At 46.4% G+C, this 17879-nt stretch carries 12 protein-coding genes; 1 reads left to right on the top strand and 11 read right to left on the bottom strand.

Annotated features, from left to right (window positions below; genetic code table 11):
* Positions 1–9: 9 nt before the first annotated feature.
* The 6 genes from MHI14_RS16240 to MHI14_RS16265 form a co-directional block, all read right to left on the bottom strand.
* Positions 10–645: a YIP1 family protein gene (locus MHI14_RS16240; RefSeq protein ID WP_091016287.1), complete on the bottom strand. Its 636-nt coding sequence runs from the start codon at positions 643–645 to the stop codon at positions 10–12.
* Entirely contained in the window at positions 629–2092 is a 1464-nt protein-coding gene (locus MHI14_RS16245) for an NHL repeat-containing protein (RefSeq protein ID WP_091030516.1), read from the bottom strand. The genes MHI14_RS16240 and MHI14_RS16245 overlap by 17 nt, the downstream gene beginning before the upstream one ends.
* A 15-nt stretch (positions 2093–2107) precedes the next feature.
* Positions 2108–2983: a carbohydrate ABC transporter permease gene (locus MHI14_RS16250; RefSeq protein ID WP_026081082.1), complete on the bottom strand. Its 876-nt coding sequence runs from the start codon at positions 2981–2983 to the stop codon at positions 2108–2110.
* Between the two features lie 2 nt (positions 2984–2985).
* Positions 2986–3942 (bottom strand): carbohydrate ABC transporter permease, encoded by a 957-nt coding sequence (locus tag MHI14_RS16255; protein WP_341130776.1) that lies wholly within the window; start codon positions 3940–3942, stop codon positions 2986–2988.
* A gap of 19 nt (positions 3943–3961) precedes the next feature.
* Positions 3962–6859 (bottom strand): extracellular solute-binding protein, encoded by a 2898-nt coding sequence (locus MHI14_RS16260; RefSeq protein WP_289392554.1) that lies wholly within the window; start codon positions 6857–6859, stop codon positions 3962–3964.
* A 105-nt stretch (positions 6860–6964) separates the two neighbouring features.
* Positions 6965–8320 (bottom strand): extracellular solute-binding protein, encoded by a 1356-nt coding sequence (locus MHI14_RS16265; RefSeq protein ID WP_036670945.1) that lies wholly within the window; start codon positions 8318–8320, stop codon positions 6965–6967.
* 274 nt (positions 8321–8594) lie between these two features.
* Between MHI14_RS16265 and MHI14_RS16270 the strand changes: the two genes are divergently transcribed.
* Positions 8595–9362: a helix-turn-helix domain-containing protein gene (locus MHI14_RS16270; protein WP_036670943.1), complete on the top strand. Its 768-nt coding sequence runs from the start codon at positions 8595–8597 to the stop codon at positions 9360–9362.
* A 124-nt stretch (positions 9363–9486) separates the two neighbouring features.
* On the opposite strand, the gene MHI14_RS16275 is transcribed toward MHI14_RS16270, so the two are convergent.
* The 5 genes from MHI14_RS16275 to MHI14_RS16295 all read right to left on the bottom strand — a co-directional run bounded on the left by MHI14_RS16275 (position 9487) and on the right by MHI14_RS16295 (position 17792).
* On the bottom strand, positions 9487–11112 hold the full coding sequence (locus tag MHI14_RS16275) for a response regulator (RefSeq protein WP_341130777.1): 1626 nt from the start codon (positions 11110–11112) through the stop codon (positions 9487–9489).
* Positions 11097–12854: a sensor histidine kinase gene (locus MHI14_RS16280; protein WP_091030525.1), complete on the bottom strand. Its 1758-nt coding sequence runs from the start codon at positions 12852–12854 to the stop codon at positions 11097–11099. Before MHI14_RS16280 ends, MHI14_RS16275 begins: the two co-directional genes overlap by 16 nt.
* Before the next feature lie 57 nt (positions 12855–12911).
* Positions 12912–14591, bottom strand: a complete 1680-nt coding sequence (locus MHI14_RS16285; RefSeq protein ID WP_289392548.1) for an extracellular solute-binding protein — start codon at positions 14589–14591, stop codon at positions 12912–12914.
* Positions 14592–14716: 125 nt separating this feature from the next.
* A complete protein-coding gene (locus tag MHI14_RS16290) occupies positions 14717–16267 on the bottom strand; it encodes a glycoside hydrolase family 43 protein (protein WP_341130778.1) in 1551 nt (516 codons plus the stop codon).
* 7 nt (positions 16268–16274) lie between these two features.
* A complete protein-coding gene (locus MHI14_RS16295; RefSeq protein ID WP_133384764.1) occupies positions 16275–17792 on the bottom strand; it encodes a glycoside hydrolase family 43 protein in 1518 nt (505 codons plus the stop codon).
* Positions 17793–17879 lie beyond the last annotated feature (87 nt).

Below are 17879 nucleotides of genomic sequence, written 5' to 3' on the forward strand. Positions count from 1 at the left end.
CCTCCTCCCTTAGCCCCGAAGCACTAATTCCTGATAGATGGTTACGACAAACGATACAATCTGCTGTACAAGACTGAAGAATAACAGGCACAGAAATGCCATAAATGCCATTGCTACAAGTGTCAGCAGCATCGTGAGCACCGTTTTGGCTGGTGTGTACTGATGAACCGTCATATTCCCCACAAATAACAGATATACTGTCCACGCAACGGCGAGTGCATTGGAGAAATAATAAAAGGCAGTTTCCTGCGCAGAGATCACAAGACTCAGCCAGATCCATGGGAAATGAATGAGGAACAACGGTACCAGTGCAAAACACGTTGACATGAAAATTTCGGAGAACTTGCCTTCCCCGTCCATCAATGTGGTTAACGACCAGTTAGCCACACACCAAAACAGTACCGGTATAATGACATATAGCATTTCGAGCAGACTGTTCAGGTACTTTGGATTACTGAGATTAATGAGAAAACCGCTGTACTGGGCATGCAAAATTTTGGTGATGACCAGAAGCACCAGGATCATGAAAGCAATCAGCAGTGAGTTTCTCTGGTTCCGTTCATATTTCAATTCCCAGTATCCGTCAAACGGATGAAAAATCAGATGCAGCGGGTACTGGTATAGTTGCTTACTTGATGCCTGCATTCGTAGTCCTCCTTTTCTGCCTGCGAACGATGACGACGGTGACAATCGCAGCGACAGCCAGGAATATACCGGACATCATCCATGAAAAATGCTCACGCATCAGCTCTTTGCGGTACAAAAGAAAAGCTTTGGAATACCCTTTGGGCTCCATGCTGCGCTTGAAATATTTCGCAGACTCGGCGTATTCCTTCTGACGAAGCAATGCTTTGCCAATTCCCGCATACGCATATTCCAAGTTAGCGTTCATCTCGGCAGCTTGGGCAAACAGCACCGAAGACTGATCTTCATCACCGTTATAGTAGCTGCGCACCGCTTCGTGGAGCGTACGTCCGTATTCAGTTGTTTGAAAGACGGTGATTTCACCCAGCGCTTTATCCAGAACTAACATCCGGTCTCCCGCACGTTCCAGAGCAACAGGTGTATTAAATTGGCCCAGCCGGTTCCCGATGCCGCCATAAATATGGAGCAGGTATCCGTCTCCATTGTAGGTGAAGATTCGGCCCTTGCTGGAATCCAGTACGGAATACATGTCACTGTCACCCACATCGACATCAATCAGGCGGGATGGTCCTGCTTCCTGGGTATACAGCAAATCCCCCTGCGGAGTCTGATAGCCTTCTCTGCGCAAAATGTCTGTACCCTGGGCATTCAGCTTCTTGACCGGATCTTTACCGCGATCCCCGCTAGTGGCGTAGATAAAGCCCTCTTCATCCATATCCAGATTGGTAAATTCCGTTGGAGTGAACATCACCATCTGACTGCGCTGCTCCCGTGTTGCAAACCGTTTCCACAGATATTCCACCGGGTCCACCTGAACTCTGTTCGCTCCAATGAAGGAAGAGAACGTACCGTCGGCGCTGAACTCCATGAATCCATCAAATACGCCTTCGGCCATGACGTAGATACGCTCCCCTTTGTCCATAACAATCCGCATCGGTTTAAACTGGAAGTCTGCTTTTAACAGATCCGATTTTGGTTCAGACACGATCTTGACCAGCTTCCCCTGTTCATCCAGATGTACCACCCGGTGATTATCCGAATCAGCGACCAGCAGATGGCCTTTTTCCGTGACGTACAATCCCTGTGGATTTTTAAAATGATCTTCCTTGCCTTCCTGCTCAAATGAATCAATCGTCCGTACCAGCTTGAAGTTGCGATCCATCTCAATGATGCGGCCATTGCCCGAATCGAGCACAAAGACGTGCTGATTGGAGGTAACATGCATGTCGCTTGGCTCTTTCATGGGAGTTGTGTTCAGCTTCTTACCGGTGATAATGGTTGTTGCCTCATATGCCGCCGGTGCCGGAACTGCGTCACCCCAGAATGAATAATGATACGCATCCGTTTTACCGTCTGCACTCACGTAGGGCGCCTCTTGAACGAACAACAGGAGGCAGATCATGCCCATGATGATCGATTTACGTTTTTTCCATGTGCTTCTCCGCACCTCGCTGCCTCCTTTCTACTCTTTCATGCCCGAAGTGGCCATCGTCTGCATAACACTGCTCTGAGAGATGATAAACAGGGTGATCGGTACGATCATCAGCAGCAAGGCAACAGCCGCACCTACACCGGCTCTTGCAATCCCTCCCTGCACAATCTGACTGAGCGCATAATGCAGCGTTTTGAGATTTTCACTGTAAATGAAACTCCCACCATCCGTTCCCCATAACGCTGGAAACTGCAGGATCATGAGCGTGAGCCATGCCGGCTTCACATTGGGCATCACAATGCTCCAGAATATCCGGTATTCATTGGCTCCGTCGATTTTGGCTGCCTCCAGCAAAGCATCAGGAATCTGCTCCATGAACTGTTTCATCAGAAAAAGTCCCAGCGAGAACGCAAGTGATGGCACAATAATGGAGGCATGAGTGTTAATCCAGCCAAGCCAGGACATGACCATGTAGTTCGGAATCGCCGTAACATGCGGCGAGAACATCAGGGACAGAATGACAATGGTGAACAACACTTTGGAACCCGGAAAACGATACTTCGCCAGCGGATAAGCCGCTGCAGATGCAAGAAGGATATGCCCCGCTGTGCCAAGTATCGTAATGAGCAATGTGTTGGCAATATAGCGGGATAACGGCACCCACGAATTGCCCATGAGGTTGATCAGATCGGCAAAATTCTCCGTTGTCGGATTGTTCACCCAGAATCGTGGTGGGAAAATAAACAGCTCATCAAGCGGCTTGAATGCATTGTTGACAGCATAGATGAGCGGAAGCACCATAAAGGAGCCGAACACGCCCAGCAATGCAAATAACATCAGGCTGACGGTAAATGACCGATTAAGCCTTTTTGGCATGCCAAACACGGCACGTACTTTGCTGGTCATCGTCATTCACCTATCTTTCTAAGCATTTTTTGCGTGAGAACGTTTGTACCCAGCATCAGGGCAAACAGGACCGTTGCAATGGCCGAGGCATACCCCATCTCGAAACGAATGGTTCCGAAGTCCATCAGATGCGTGACAACTGTGTGTGCCGCATAGTTTACGCTCGGGAAACCTGCCAGTGCGATGGAGATCTCAGCTACGGCGAAGGAAGCAGTAATCTGCATTACCGCACCAAACATCAGCTGCGGTCTCATCGAAGGCAAGGTGATGTACCAGAGCTCCTGCCAGCGGTTTTTGATCCCGTCTACGGTTCCTGCTTCAACCAGAGAACGATCAATGGTTTGCAGTCCTGCAATAAAGGCCAGGAAGCTGGTTCCCAGGCTCAGCCACAGCTGTACAATAATGACGATTGCCAGTACATACTTCTCATCTGCGAGCCATTGGATCGGTTCCAGTACGACGCCAAGGTGCATCAGGAAGCCGTTCATATACCCGTAGCTGTCACCAGAGAAGATGATCAGCCAGATGAAAAAGACGTTGCCCGATATGGATGGAGCATAGAAAACCAACGTCATGACCGCCCGAATTTTAGGAGACAGCTCATTGATGATCCACGCAAACAAAAAGCAGGCAATATAACTGATAGGGCCTGTAATTACGGCAAAAAGGAGCGTGTTTTTGAGCGCGATCAGAAATACGTCATCGTTCAGGAAAAGCCGGGAATAGTTCTGCCAGCCGACAAATCGCGGCAGCTCCAGCATATTGAAGTGAAAAAAGCTGAGCCCGAGTGAAATGCCGACCGGAATGACAGTAAACATGAAAAAAATCAGCATAAACGGTGCCATCAATACATAATAATGCCTGCTGAGATACAGATCCCGCTTCAATAGGGACCACCAGCCGACCTGGCGGGTATGGACGGCAGGAGCGGCGGCTGTCTTGGTAGTTTTAGCTTGCAACCGTTACCCTCCCTTTCCTCTATTTCAGATTAAATTCCTTGCGTTTTAACTCAATTTCATCATCAATGTACAACACATAGTCCGATAAGGCTTCACGCGGATTTTCATTTGCATTGACCACCTTGCGGAAGGCGTTGTCCAGATGTCGTCCCGTGAAATAACCTCCAGGAAGCTGCGGGATTCCCTGCACCCATTCCCATTGTTTCTCCAGATTTTGATAATCCTTCACAGGCCAAGGCAATTGCTTCAAGGCTTCGATATTGGCCGTCGGGTAACGGGCAGCCGCTCCCATAAGACCTTCCATTTCTCTCCCGTATTCAATCTGGGTCTGATCATCAGTCCACCACTTCATGAACTTCCACGCCGCTTCCTTGTTGTCGGCATTTTCGAGCATCATCACCGCACTCGTAGCGCTGGCCACTTCATGCCGTATGGACCCATCCGGAAGCTGTGTACCCGGAACAATCGTAAAGTCCCAGAGATTGCGGATTTCCGGAGCCATAACCGTCAGCATGTTATACGTGGTGTAATCAGCAATCCCGATCGGCATTTCCCCGGTACGGAAGCGGTTCGGAAAGTCGGCTTTGAGCGGAAACTTGTAATTGGTATAAAATTGCGTCCAGCGTTTGAACGCGTCCATTGAAATCTCCGAATCCAGCGCACTTTTCTTCTGGTCTTCGGTATAGAACGTTCCGTCATTCTGATATAACAACATCGCAAAGGTTGAATTCGGAACCAGGTTGGCATTGTTCAGCGTATCCTCTATCGGCAGATAAAACTCCATGTTATGCTTCTGCAGCACGGCGATGGCGTTATATACGTCTTGCCACGTTTTCGGCGGTTCGAGGCCCAGTTCATTCAGAATATCTTTGCGGTAAAAGAGCATTGGAAAATGCTGCTGCTCCGGAAGGGCATATACCCCGTCGTTGTAGCGGTAAGGCGTCAATCCGCTTTCGCGGAACCTGCCCGAAATTTCCTCGAAATCGGGGAACTGGCTCAGATCCGCTGTTGCATTCCTCATCGCATAGTTCACCGGAATGTCTTCGCCCATCTGCATGGCAACATCCGGTCCTTCCCCCGAAAGTGTTGCGGGCAGCAAAATATTAGGCGGAACGAGACGTAACTGCACGGACACATCCGTATCCGGGGTAAACGAATCGTCGATCATACCTTTCAGTACTTGGGCCTGATCTCGTCCGGTTGTGATCCATACGGTGATGGCATCCTTCTTTTGTTCCACGTTACCAATGCTGTCGTAATCTTCGGTATACGAGGCAACATATGCACCCAGTTCGTGCTTCACCTGCTGGATGGTGCTCGCTTCCGCTTTTGGCAGCGATTCACCCGGCGGAGATACGACAAGGTAATCCAACGTAATCGGCTGTTCACGTACCGATAGAATCCATGTGCCGAGACCGCCTACGTTAATTTTGAACGTATCCAGCCGTTTGGGAACCGTCTCTGGTCTGGCCGCCATATCTTCAAGCTGCAATACCATGGCGTGCAGTACAGCCACTTTGTCACTTTGCTCACCCGTGGCCTTTTCCAGGTAATCTGCAACGGAGCGCAAGGTGTCAGCTTGTCGTTCAAACACCTCCGTCATCTCCGGAATACGCCGTTCCAGCTGGTAATCCCGCAGTGGGTCCGGACTGTTGGAGGTGATCATTAATATTTTGCGATACATCTCATTCAGTTCCAGCACGCTGGATTCAACGGTCCGCAGCAGCGGAGCGATGTCGCCAAGTGTAACCGTCATTCGGATTCGGTGTTTTCCTTTTTCCAGATGAAACTGATATGGCTGATCTTCTCCCGATCCCAACACCTGAGTTTGCCAGGCAGGGCTGTAGTTAAATCGAATGCGTTTCATTTCCTTAAACGGAACTTCGCCGTTAATCGTCAGACTGCGGGTGGCATAGATGCCACGCAATTGATCCTGCTTCACCTTAAGCGCCAGTTGATACAGTCCGTCTTCAGGCACGTCAATTTCCCATTCAATCCATTCGCCCGGCAGTTTCCAGTTAATGCCCCCGATGGCGTTCATCCGAATTTTCGATACATTATAAGGCTCCAGTGAAGGACTTGATCGGTCCGAGATTGGTGCCAGTGTAGGGGATGATTTGCTGACAGCTTCCTCCCCCTGTACTTTCAGCATGACAGGAGCCGCTTGTTTCAAGCCAAGTGAGGCATAGGTCTGCTCCAACTCTGCATAGGAAGGAACTTCGCCTTCTTGGTACAGCTCGATATAATCAATCGCCATGCTCTCTCTTAATGAAGTGAGCGATAACTGCTGACTGCCTTTTTCAAAATAAAACTGAAACGGTTCCTCGAAGTACCCTGCACTGTCCTTGAAGGAAGTCAGTTGCCATTCGGGCTGTTCCACTTGTCTTGGTCTAAGCTCGTTGCCACGATCGTCCTGCCGGACGTTATCCTCGCGATTCCCCCATACCCTGTCAAACAGAAGAATATCGGCCCCTCTGAACGGGACCTTACCGTTAAGCTCAAGCCTGCGTTCGATCCCGGAGCTTTTGCCTTCTACGGGATAATAGTGAATGCGAATGTTGTACAAACCGCTCACTTGAACGGGAACATCCCAGCGAATGGTTCCAGTTTCCGGCGTAATTACGGCACTTCCGTCTAATCCGGCGTACCCTTGCACAATTTCAAATTCCCCATCCTCTGCCTGAACATAAGATTCGCCTTCGATGCGTACAATTTCATCCGGTTTGGCCGTATTGTCATGAGCAGTCAGATAATGCTCATAACTGAATGAATCCTCGGTTCCCGATACCGCCTCAAAGTCCTCAAGCGCATGTACGGTTCCCGGATTACGATCCCGCGATGGATATAGTGTCCATATGGAGAGCACCAAGGCCAGGACAAGCACCAGGATTAGTCCCTTTTTCTTACGTGACCGCATGTTTGAATGTATCCCCTTTCCTGTAAGCGTTGAGAGAACTGAACGATTGACTAACCCGGACAGACCGCACCTTCACTGGTGCGTTCTGCCCGTGTAAAGTAATACTTATTTGTAAACCTCATCAATCGCAGCCTGGAAAGGAGCCTTGTATTTCTCGATCAGCGTAGATACGGACACCCCTTCTTTGAGTTCCCCATCAAAGTCCCAGAACGGCAAGGACGGGAATGTGTTATGGTCGAGAACCAACATACCTTCCGCGACCTCTCTGGCGTTGTTGATATCTGCTTCATCGGTCAGATGTGTCTCCAGTGTGGATTGTCCCGGATACTCATAGATCGAATCGATCTCGTTAATTTTCTCCCAGATGTACATCAGTTGTTCCGGATTCTCGACCGCTTTTGGAATTGTTATAGCCTGGTAACGTGACTCACCGGAGTGATACGCTGTTGCACTTGGACCTTTTGGAAACGGTACAAAACCAATATCGTAGTCCTGCATATCCGTCATAATACCTTCGACTTCGTACATAGCACCTGAATACATCAAGGTGTTGCCTTGACGGAAGAACGTGGATGGCTCTGTCCAATCGCCGCCCTCAGAAGCTCTGCCGACCTTCTCGGTAGCCAGTTTGGACAGGAAGTTCAACGCTTCTTTTGTTTTTGGATCTTCCAGGTTCTGCTTATCTTCTTTGGTCAGAGAAGCCTCGTTGGAATACAGAATCGGTTCCAGCAAGCCCGTTTGAGCGAGTCCCCAAGTATCCAGCTTGCCATCATTGTTTCGATCCTTGTTCGCTTGCTTGGCAACACTGATGAATGTATCCCAGTTCCATTCATCGGCATCTACATACTCTTGAAGTGGCTTCAAGCCGAGTTCTTGCATGAGTGTGCGATTATAGAAAATTCCGTTGATAAACGAGGACTGGTCCTCAGTAAAGCCGTAACCTTTACCTTCATACTGCATGTATTCCTTGGTTGTTTTCTGGTTGAATACCTTGTCGTTTTTAATATAATCATCCACCGGCCATAACAGATCCTGTTTGGTCAATGCCGGAATCGCATAGTTTTTGCCCAGTCTCACCAGATCGCCAAGCGGTTCACCGGCCATCAGGGAAGCAACTACTTTTTCCTGATATTCACCGAAATCGATGGAAACATATTCAATATTAAAGTTGTGTTTTTTCTTCAGCGCTTCGAGATTCTCAAGGCGTTGAATGTTGTCCGGGTTGTTCCCCTGTATTTCCATGTCCCACCAAGCAACAACCTTGATGGTTCTGCCGCCCATGTCAAAGTCCATTTCTGGCGTGGAGTTTTCATTCTTTGGCTCGGTTTCCGCGGGTTTTTGTTCCTCCTGTGGTGTTGTCTTTTCCGGCTCGGGTTGAGCGGTAGGTGCAGAACTGCATGCAGCAATCACCAACAAGACCGCAAATACCAGGCTTAGTAGCATGAACTTGTTTTTTCTCATCGTCTTCCCCCCTGATTGTCGTTTGCTATCACAGTGTATCGTCCAAATGAAAGCGCAAACAACCTGCCAGAATACAGATGTTTACCCGGGCTGAATATAGATTTGCGTAATTTTACTCAAGCAAATTGCATTATAGGTTTTAATTGGTAAAGAAATGCACTGTCTACAAAAATATGCACATTGTATGCGCTTTCTTTTATTACCATAATGAAATTAAGTCAAATTTCAGTTAACCTAGCGCATTACAATTCAGCAGAAGGTGAGGTATTGCTTCATGTATGATATTTTACTTGTGGATTTCAGCCGTCGTTTGTGCGGGGAGTTGCAACAGATGTTGCTACGGAGCAAAGCTCAATATACTATCGCAAATTGTGTGTTCTCATCGGCCGAGGCTTTGACCGCATTGTCAGAACGAGACTTTTCCCTTGTTATGGTACATACAGAGAGGTTTGATACCGCGGGGCTCTGGTTATGCAACGACATTCGAAAAAAAAGTCAGATACCTATTCTCCTTATGGGTGGAAGAGATCACTTCAGGTTCGTACGCAAAGCCTTGACGTATCAGGTAAATGATTATCTCCCGTATCCTGTTAGTCCCTCTTCTTTACTTAACAGTCTGCATGCACTTAGATCTCACCTTGAAACCGACCCGGCACACAAAACGTCGTCGTTCTTCAAAACACCCGTTCAAATGAATGGTAAACCCATGCACTCCAGTCATGTTATTCGTATCGTCAAGGCCTATGTACGGGATCATTTGAGTGATGAAATCACGCTGAAGAAGATCTCTGACATGCTTCATTTTAACTGTGCGTACCTTGGACAGAAGTTCAAGCTGGAAGAGAAGATGTCTTTCAATGATTATATGCTCCAGCAACGTATGGAAAAGGCCCAGCAGTTGTTGTCTTCTACGAATTTGCGAATATATGAGATTGCTATTGAGGTAGGTTATAAGGATATTGACTGGTTCTATAAAAAGTTCAAAGCGTATGCCGGATCGAGTCCCAATGCTTATAGAAGACAAAAAATCCACACGGCCTAAAGGTGGATTGCCAAATCGGTTTGTTTATTAATTAGATAATAACCACAAAAAAACGCAGGATGTATTCTTCTTCCTGCGTTTTTTTGTGGTTGTTTGGGTTTGGTCAATTCCAGAGTATTCACCATTAACGTACCAAAAGGGATTCCCGGTATTCTTGGGGAGTCATTCCCGTTATTTTCTTAAAAAGTCGGGTAAACGAATGTGCAGCCTCATACCCCACTTGAAGTGCGACCTCACGTACCATAAGATTTGTGTTCTGAAGCAATTCTTTGGCTTTCCGTATTCGGCAGTCGTCAATGAACTCTGACACATTTATTCCCATTTCCTGCTTAAAAAATCGTGACAGATAGGATGGATTAAAATGATGAAGTTCTGCCAATCTCACCAGAGAAAGATCTTTCTCCAGGTTCTCCTTGACGTAACTGCATAAGGAATGAATTACAACGTTAGCGCGTTCCTGTTCATTTGATCTTTTGTAGCGTACCAGTTCATCGGCAGCACGATATAGAAATTGTACTGCATCCTTCATGCATGTATACTCCCCTAAGTGCAACAAGCTTCGTTGATCCGGGATCTTCTGTTGAAGACCCCAGCGATTGATCGTTGAATGCAATAATAAGGCCAGATTGTAGTATGTCTCCATAGCACGTTCCATCGTAATATCCTGTTGCAGCAGTTCGCCTGCAAGCTCCTCAAATATATCGTAAAATGGCTGAATTCTTCCCGTTTCCAAATATCCTGACATAATCTCGATCCGGTTTGAGATCCGCATGGATTCTTTGGGTACATCAGATGAGAGATCATTGCGATGATCCGTGAGTACCATGGATACACCATCCCCAATTTTCATCCACTGGAGTAATCGCAGACGTTCATATTGTTTGGTTAACTCGGACCAATTGCAGCTTCGACTACTTAATGAAAAAGCAATGGATACGCCAAGTGATACCATGCATGCTTCCTGTACCAGTTCCAGTGTACCTTCTAGAAATCGCACAAGTTTATCATTTGGCAACTCTTCCTCCTGCTTCGGCTGAAGCAGCCAGATCGTATCCCCATAATGGTCCGTTACACTTGCGCACACTGTACGTTCATTCATCAGAGAAGAGCCGATAATGCGCACAGATTCTTGAACTTGTGAGAGGTCCGAACCTTTTTCTGGCAGATTATTGAACCGACCCAGTATGAGATAAACAGGCGAGTTGATCTGTAATCTTATATCTCGTTTGGATAATTCGTCCTGCATATCCATAGTAGAATCTATAACCGCTGTACAATCTTGAAGTAACTTCCGCAAATACTCTTTTTGCTGTATCAGTGCAAGCTGTGAGTTGACTTTATGAGAATGTTCCAACAACTCAACCATGCTGTGACTTCGCCGGATCTCTTCCATCACATCTTCTACAACAGACATCACCTTGTCATAACCTTCCGTTTTGAGCAAGTAACGCACGTTAGCCATCTGAAAAGCTTGATATGCATAATCAAAATCGCTGTGTCCTGTCAGAAAAATGACGCGACAATTCGGCCAACTGGCTTGAATCCGCTCTGTCAGTTCCAAGCCACTCATGCCCGGCATGCGGATGTCCGTTAGAACAATGTCAATTCTCGAACGCTGCATCCAGGACAATGCTTCTGTTGCAGAGTAGGCTTTACATACGTCAAGCTGGTCGGGTATATGTCTGGCGAACGTTTCATAGAGACTATCCGTAATAATCTCCTCGTCATCTACAATTAAAAGTCGATACATTCGTTCTCTCCTTCTTTCCACTGGATTCGAATTGTGACTTTTAACCCTTGCAGTTCACTTCTGGATAGGAAAAGGCCACTTCCTTCTCCATACGTCAGGATCAGACGCCGATGAATATTTATTAACGCGGTCATTTCGTCTGTACCTCCGTCCTTATGCAAGCGTTGTTGAAGAGTTTGAATGTGTTGCTCTTCCAACTCATTACCATTATCCTCTACGGTGATCTCGGCATATGAACCTTCCATATTAAACCCAATAATTAGAAGTCCGGAGTCCGTATTCTTTTCAAGGCTGTGTTCGTAGGCATTCTCAATAATGGGTTGAATAATGAGTCTGGGAACTTTAATATGTTCCATCTCAGCAGGTAGTGACCCAAAATCAACTTTGATTCGTCTGGAGAATCGTAATTGTTGAATCTCTGTATAGATTCGTGAATGCTCAACTTCCACTTTCAACTTCACATGATCGGTTTCATTCCGGGTAATGAACCTGAAATACTCTCCGAGCATATTCGTGAATTGCTCAATACGTTCGGTTTCTCCTGTCCTTGCGAGTGAATTCAGAATAAAGAAGCTATTGTACAGAAAATGAGGATTAATCTGCGATTGGAGCTGTTTCAACTCGGCCCGCTGCATCATCAGCGTTTTCTTAAAATCACGGTCGATAAGGGATTGAAGATTTTCAATCATTAGATTGAAACGGGTGTAGAGGAAGCCAAATTCATCCTTTCGGTTATGCGCAATGGGGACATCAAGCATGCCTCCCTCCATTTTTTTGAATCTTTTCACCAACAACAGTAACGGGATATGAATCAACTTGTAACTTGAATAGAGATACGCCGTGATGGCAACAAATGATGTAATTGCAAACAGCCAAGCCCAATGATAGAACTTGCTAAGTGGCTTGGTAACAATTGCCTCAGGTAGATATGTAGCTACGGATAAGCCCAGGGAGTCCATATGCAACTGACTAACATGGTACATGGTGTCCCCCACCTTCATCCGAAAGCCATCAAGTGTACCCTTTACACTGTGCTCACGGTAATTCGCGAGAATAACACTAGCTTGATGTTTATCTGTGATGGCATGCCCCGTTTTGTCCTCAATCAGAAAAGTTGAACTCTCCGGGTACAAATTAAGCCGTGTGAGTTCATTCTGAAAATGGTATGTATCCAGCTCCACCTGAATGACAAAAAGCGGGGGTTCTCCTCTCGTGCCTGTCAATCTGACGGCACTTAAGTTCAAGGCGTCCTCTTTCACAGTGAAACGTGTACCTTTTCCTTGCATGCCTGAACTGAAATATAGATATGAACTTTTATTGAAATCATCGATGCCTTGGATCGCGGATATACTCTTGCCAACAGAAGGGATATGTACATGAACGTTTTTGATATAAGCAGTGCTATTCTTGAATGAAGCGAGTCGTTCAGTCAGGTAATTTAATGTATCACGCCGCTCAACCTGATCCATCATGTCCCAGAGAATGGCCAAACGATTGAGTTTTCGATCCTCAACGATATCAAACTGCTGTAATTCCATCCATTCTATCTCTCTGTTTAATTCCACCACATATTGGTTCAACCGTCTTTCCGTTGACAACGATATTTCCTGGCTTGCATTGTCATAACTCCAATGATACAGATACACGCCAAGAAGAATAAGGGGGAGCACAAATACCAGATAGGTGATTATTAATCGCGCAAATATACTGTTAAACCATGATTTAGCAGGGATCTTGATCAATGCATTCACCTCCAATGCCAAAGGCTGAGTGGGTTCCTTGTAAGAATAAAGTGAACATTAGCGCTCCTTTGGCTTGCTGGTGCGAAACCACGCGTTAACCTCCGATGTGATCTGATCTCCCCCCAGCTTGCGCCAGTTCTCAACGAATTGATCAAACTCATCTATCGACCTGCCTAGAATAATGTTCATATAGGCTTCAAGCTGAAGATCCCGAAGAATAATTTGTCGATCAACCATCGTGTCCGTAATTCCGCCCGTGAATTGATCATAGAGAAGTTGGCCGTTCTTCTCGTAAGAATCTGCAATGCTAAAAGCACCCGAAGGCCCATAGGTTTGTTCCCAGCCCCATCCGCTCTCTACATCTTCCAATTCATAGGCCACAATGCGTTTGTGAATGGCGAGAGCTTCATTCTGCAGAGCCGAGAAGTCTCCTGTATTTCTGGCATCCCGAATTTGTTTGTATGCATCTATATTTTTATTACCGGGAAAAGGAGTTACTGGTGAAAGCATCCACACAGCTCGGGAGTCGTCATTGTAGTATGTTTCATACTGTGCCTGATCCCCCCAGTTGATGTCCAGATGCAGATTCATGAGCTTTACAACAACTTCCGGATTAGAGAAGCCCTTTTTTACAGCAAAGTATTGCCCCGTGTTGGAACGTAGCGGTACGAACAGACTCCGGTCCGACTTGGCAACAATGGGATATGCCTGCCATTCTACATCTATACCTGTATCACGGGTGCTCTGAAGCATAAAGGATGTCCACTGTTCGCCGTAGAGCATCCCTATTTTTCCATCCTGAACTAAACGAAACGCCTTGCTTCCACTTTTATAGCCAAAATCCGGATCAAGTTGGCCTTCACGATACAACGTTTGCAGTGCTTTCAGAGCCTCTCGAACTTCAGGCTGTATACCTCCATAAGTGAGGTTTCCTTCTGCATCTTTAACCCATATATTAGGGTAGGCACCGTAGCCTGACATCAAGCCTGCAGCTCCCATAACTGGATCCCAAAGATGGTTCGTTAGCGCAAGTCCGTACGTATCCTGCTCTCCGTTCCCGTCGGGATCCCCTTCTGTAAACGCTTTCGAAACCTGGAGAAGTTCTTCCATCGTTTCAGGCGGCCGTAGCCCCAAATGCTCCAACCAATCGGTTCTAATCCACAGGTACTGCGCAGTCTCAATCGAGGAAGATGATTCGGGAATAGCCATGAGTTTGCCATCAATGGTTGCCGCATCAAATGCTCCTCTTCCCTCCGCCTCCAATATACTCTTTGTAAGTGGGGAAGCATACTCTTGGTACACATGGGTTAAATCTTCGATCATTCCAGCGTTGCTCAGTTGTCTAAGTTGATATGGATTAACTTTCACTACATCTGGAAAACGTCCTGCAGCAAGGGAGACACCCAACTTCTGATTGTATACATCTCCATTAGCAATCCAGTCATAGTGAATTTGAATACCTAGCTCTTTCTCGTACAAACGAGTCCAGCGATTATCCAGTATCGTCTCACCGGGTAACTGACTAATCATGCGCTCAAGGTCATCTCCGGTTTCCCTGACAAAAGAGACTACGATGGGAGGAGAATACTTTTCATACGTAGCGGGAAATTGAATCTGCTGCCCCTCTTGCTGCGGATGATGTTGTTTGGTATTACCTTCGGTATGACCTGCTGGTATGGACACAGCAAGGAACAGAATGAAGGTCCATCTTGTTATGTCCAGACATCTCTTATACATGACGACATGCCCCCAGTTCGGTTTGAACAACTCTCTTCTCTCTGTCAATTATGAATCCATATCATTGTACAACAACTTGTACTCATTGAATACGAAAAGCCGCCGTTGGGCGGCTTTTACATATTTCATTGTTTCTCATCAGGATGAATCACACGATATTCGAAATTCGAAAAGTCAGCTGTTCCTCCAGCTAATTCAGTTGAATATACAAACAACCCCGTTCGGCAACCCATAAAATGATCCAGTTTATATATCATTTTGTGGACAATCCCTATATTTCTCCATTCAACCCCATCGAAATAGGCAAAAGAGCACTCATCCAGATTGTTCTCAAAATTTCCGAATGCTTTCAGTTTAACGACTGGATCGGATACCGGGATACGTTCATGTTCAGTGGCTGGCTTCTGGTCGATCAGATTGCCAAATATGGTTGAATCCTCACTATCTCTGGCATGCATGACCAAGTAAAACTTGCTATCCTGCTTCGTAAGAGCGATCATACCGTAGGAACCGATTAGAAAGCACAAGCCGGCATAATCCCCATCATTCAGACGACTGCCGTCAAGCGTAACCATTGCTTCGCAAGCGGGCCCCATTGAACGCTGGGTTAGTGTGTTTACCGCAAATGTCAGATTTGGGCTGATCTGTCCCGTTCGAACACGATACACCCCCGGTTTCTCTGTAACGGACCAGAGTTCATGATTAGGTGTATGATTCCATTGCCAAAAATCACGGAGTCGGATGTTTCCATCTTCTTCGGGTTGATAATTGAAACTGTCGCTACCTACTAACGGGTTATAACGGTGCTCTGGTCTTGTGCTTGGGATATCAATCTGTTTCGGCGCTTTGCTTGCAAAGACCGGTTTACCTTGATCAAAGTGTAGCGGAACCAAAACAGGAACCCGGCCAACAGCCCCATGATCCTGAAACAGCATGGCATACCAGTCTCCATCCGGCGTATCTACAATCCCGCCCTGAGCAACACCTGAATTGAAATAATCCATATCGTCATTAAATACTTCTCCACCAGTGAAGACATCTTCCAGAGAGTCTGCCATATAAAACGCCTGTGTTCTCCGTCCGGAAGCTTTCGTTATATGAATTAGGAACACAATATATTTACCATTGATCTTGTAAAAATGTGCTCCTTCATAACCAAGGTGATGAGGCTGCTCGTCTTTTACGATCAAGCGATGCACTCCACCAGGTTTGGGCCCGGACAGATCAGAGCTTAATTCGGTCAGATAGATCTCGGTATTACCGTACACGAGATATGCTCGTTCATCATCGTCAAAGAATAAGGAGCAATCATGGTAGAACCCTTCCACGATCTGCTTCTTCCAAACTCCCGAGATGGAGGTCGATGTATACAAGTATGTCTTACGAGTATCATTCGCAACAAAGATCACATAGAACATCCCTTGATGATAGCGGAGCGATGCAGCCCACATGCCTTTACTGTAAACGTGATGACCATCCACCAGCCGTTGTGCAGGCGTATCGTCCAATGTGTCGTATACATATGTGGCTACTTCCCAATGGATCAGGTCATATGAACGCAGGATGACACATCCCGGCATCATGTGCATGGTTGTACTGACCATATAATATGTGTCCTCTACACGAATAACGTCAAGATCCGGGTAATCGGCCCAAATAATCGGATTCGGATACATGCTTCAATTACACCTCATTTTTTCTATTAAACTTCCATTCTCTTAAAAGGATGGTTGGGCTGTCTGTTGAACTTTTAAGCTTAATATACAAGTCTTGCACACCTTTCGCACCCGTAACATTAGTTGTTAGTTCCATCCATTGAAGGGATTCGGTCGCAGGCGGAACAATGATTTCTCCAATTAACAGTCCGTCTGCACGATCAAGTCGAAGTTCTAACGTACCTTCGGTTCCTTGATTCGCAATCGTGGCTGTGAAGGTTGTGGGTCCTTCACTTTCAAAGTCCACCTTGGATATAGCTATCCAACTGTCATTCTGCAGCTTAGCGGGCATGATATTCGAATCGGATGCAGAACTCTCAGCAGAGTCAAGATATTGCTCTGTTGTTACTCTGCTGCTCCAGCCAATCGTCGAACCACTTACCCGCTCATAGGGATTGAAGCACTTGATCTGATCTACGCCCTGATAATCTGCATGTACCTTCTGAATCCTACCCGTGGCCTCATCATGCTCAACTCGATTCAGATGTGTTGAACGGTAACCATCGGGAATATTCATGGCCTGACTTAATGTCTGAGCATGATAGGCAATGTACCACTGATCGGCCAGTTGGAATATAGCATGATGGTTATTGCCGCCAACATCAAAAAAGTGGCCTGGATTCTGGAGCAACGTCCCCTGATATGTCCATGGCCCCATCGGCTGAACACTGGTCATATATGCAATTTCACCAGGTGGTGGGCTGCCCTCTGGCCGATTACCTTCCACAAAATTGGAGCAATACGTAAAGTAGTAACTATTATTATATTTATGTATCCCAGCATCTTCAAACATATAAGGCGCCTGAATCACCTTTGCTATGCCAACAACGCTGATCATATCGTCTCCCAATCTCATCACTCTTGCCGTATCAGGTCTTTCTGCTTTTCCCTGCGGAATACCACCACCAAAGTATATGTAGGCCTGATGATCATCATCTACAATGACAGCCGGATCGAATAACCAGGTTACTTCCTCCACTCCCGGTGTTTCTCTTGTAATAAGTGCTTTTCCTATAGGGTCTATCCATGGACCTACAGGTGTCGGTGCAGACAGTACACCTATTCCACTGGCATTGTTGGCGAAATAAAGAAAGAAACAGTCCTTGCCATCCAGTATTCGATGAGCAGCTGCCGGGGCCCAGGATTGTGAAGCCCATGTTGCTGCGCCTTGAGGTCCAGCAACTCTGATCTCCCCATGATCGGTCCAGTTGATTAAGTCATCCGAAGAAATGACCGTAATCCGGTTGATTGAACTGTAGCTGTTTTTCTGAGGAAGACCGTCCTTATCATATTCCAGCTTATCACTAGTCATATATAAGTAGACTCGATTGTTAAATACCAAAGCATAGGGATCGGCTCCGAATTTGTGGGCCACCAGAGGGTTACCGTTGGGACGAAGCTTTCCAATCTCCCCTGGAATATTCTCCAGATTGGCAGCTTGGTCTTGCTTTTGTTCACCAGCATGTGGTGTAGAATGATGATTCATGGAAAGAATCCCCCTATAATCGTTTTTAGTTGTGCCTTTTGACAAGAAAGCGTTTGCAATACAAAAGATATCATGATAGGATGATTA

The sequence above is a fragment of the Paenibacillus sp. FSL K6-2393 genome (assembly GCF_038002545.1).
Lineage (GTDB): Bacteria > Bacillota > Bacilli > Paenibacillales > Paenibacillaceae > Paenibacillus.

Coding starts and splice junctions, on each gene's coding strand:
- MHI14_RS16290 (WP_341130778.1), bottom strand. CDS start 16,267: ATGTATCCGAATCCGATTATTTGGGCCGATTACCCGGATCTTGACGTT.
- MHI14_RS16240 (WP_091016287.1), bottom strand. CDS start 645: ATGCAGGCATCAAGTAAGCAACTATACCAGTACCCGCTGCATCTGATT.
- MHI14_RS16250 (WP_026081082.1), bottom strand. CDS start 2,983: ATGACCAGCAAAGTACGTGCCGTGTTTGGCATGCCAAAAAGGCTTAAT.
- MHI14_RS16275 (WP_341130777.1), bottom strand. CDS start 11,112: ATGTATCGACTTTTAATTGTAGATGACGAGGAGATTATTACGGATAGT.
- MHI14_RS16295 (WP_133384764.1), bottom strand. CDS start 17,792: ATGAATCATCATTCTACACCACATGCTGGTGAACAAAAGCAAGACCAA.
- MHI14_RS16265 (WP_036670945.1), bottom strand. CDS start 8,320: ATGAGAAAAAACAAGTTCATGCTACTAAGCCTGGTATTTGCGGTCTTG.
- MHI14_RS16285 (WP_289392548.1), bottom strand. CDS start 14,591: ATGTATAAGAGATGTCTGGACATAACAAGATGGACCTTCATTCTGTTC.
- MHI14_RS16270 (WP_036670943.1), top strand. CDS start 8,595: ATGTATGATATTTTACTTGTGGATTTCAGCCGTCGTTTGTGCGGGGAG.
- MHI14_RS16260 (WP_289392554.1), bottom strand. CDS start 6,859: ATGCGGTCACGTAAGAAAAAGGGACTAATCCTGGTGCTTGTCCTGGCC.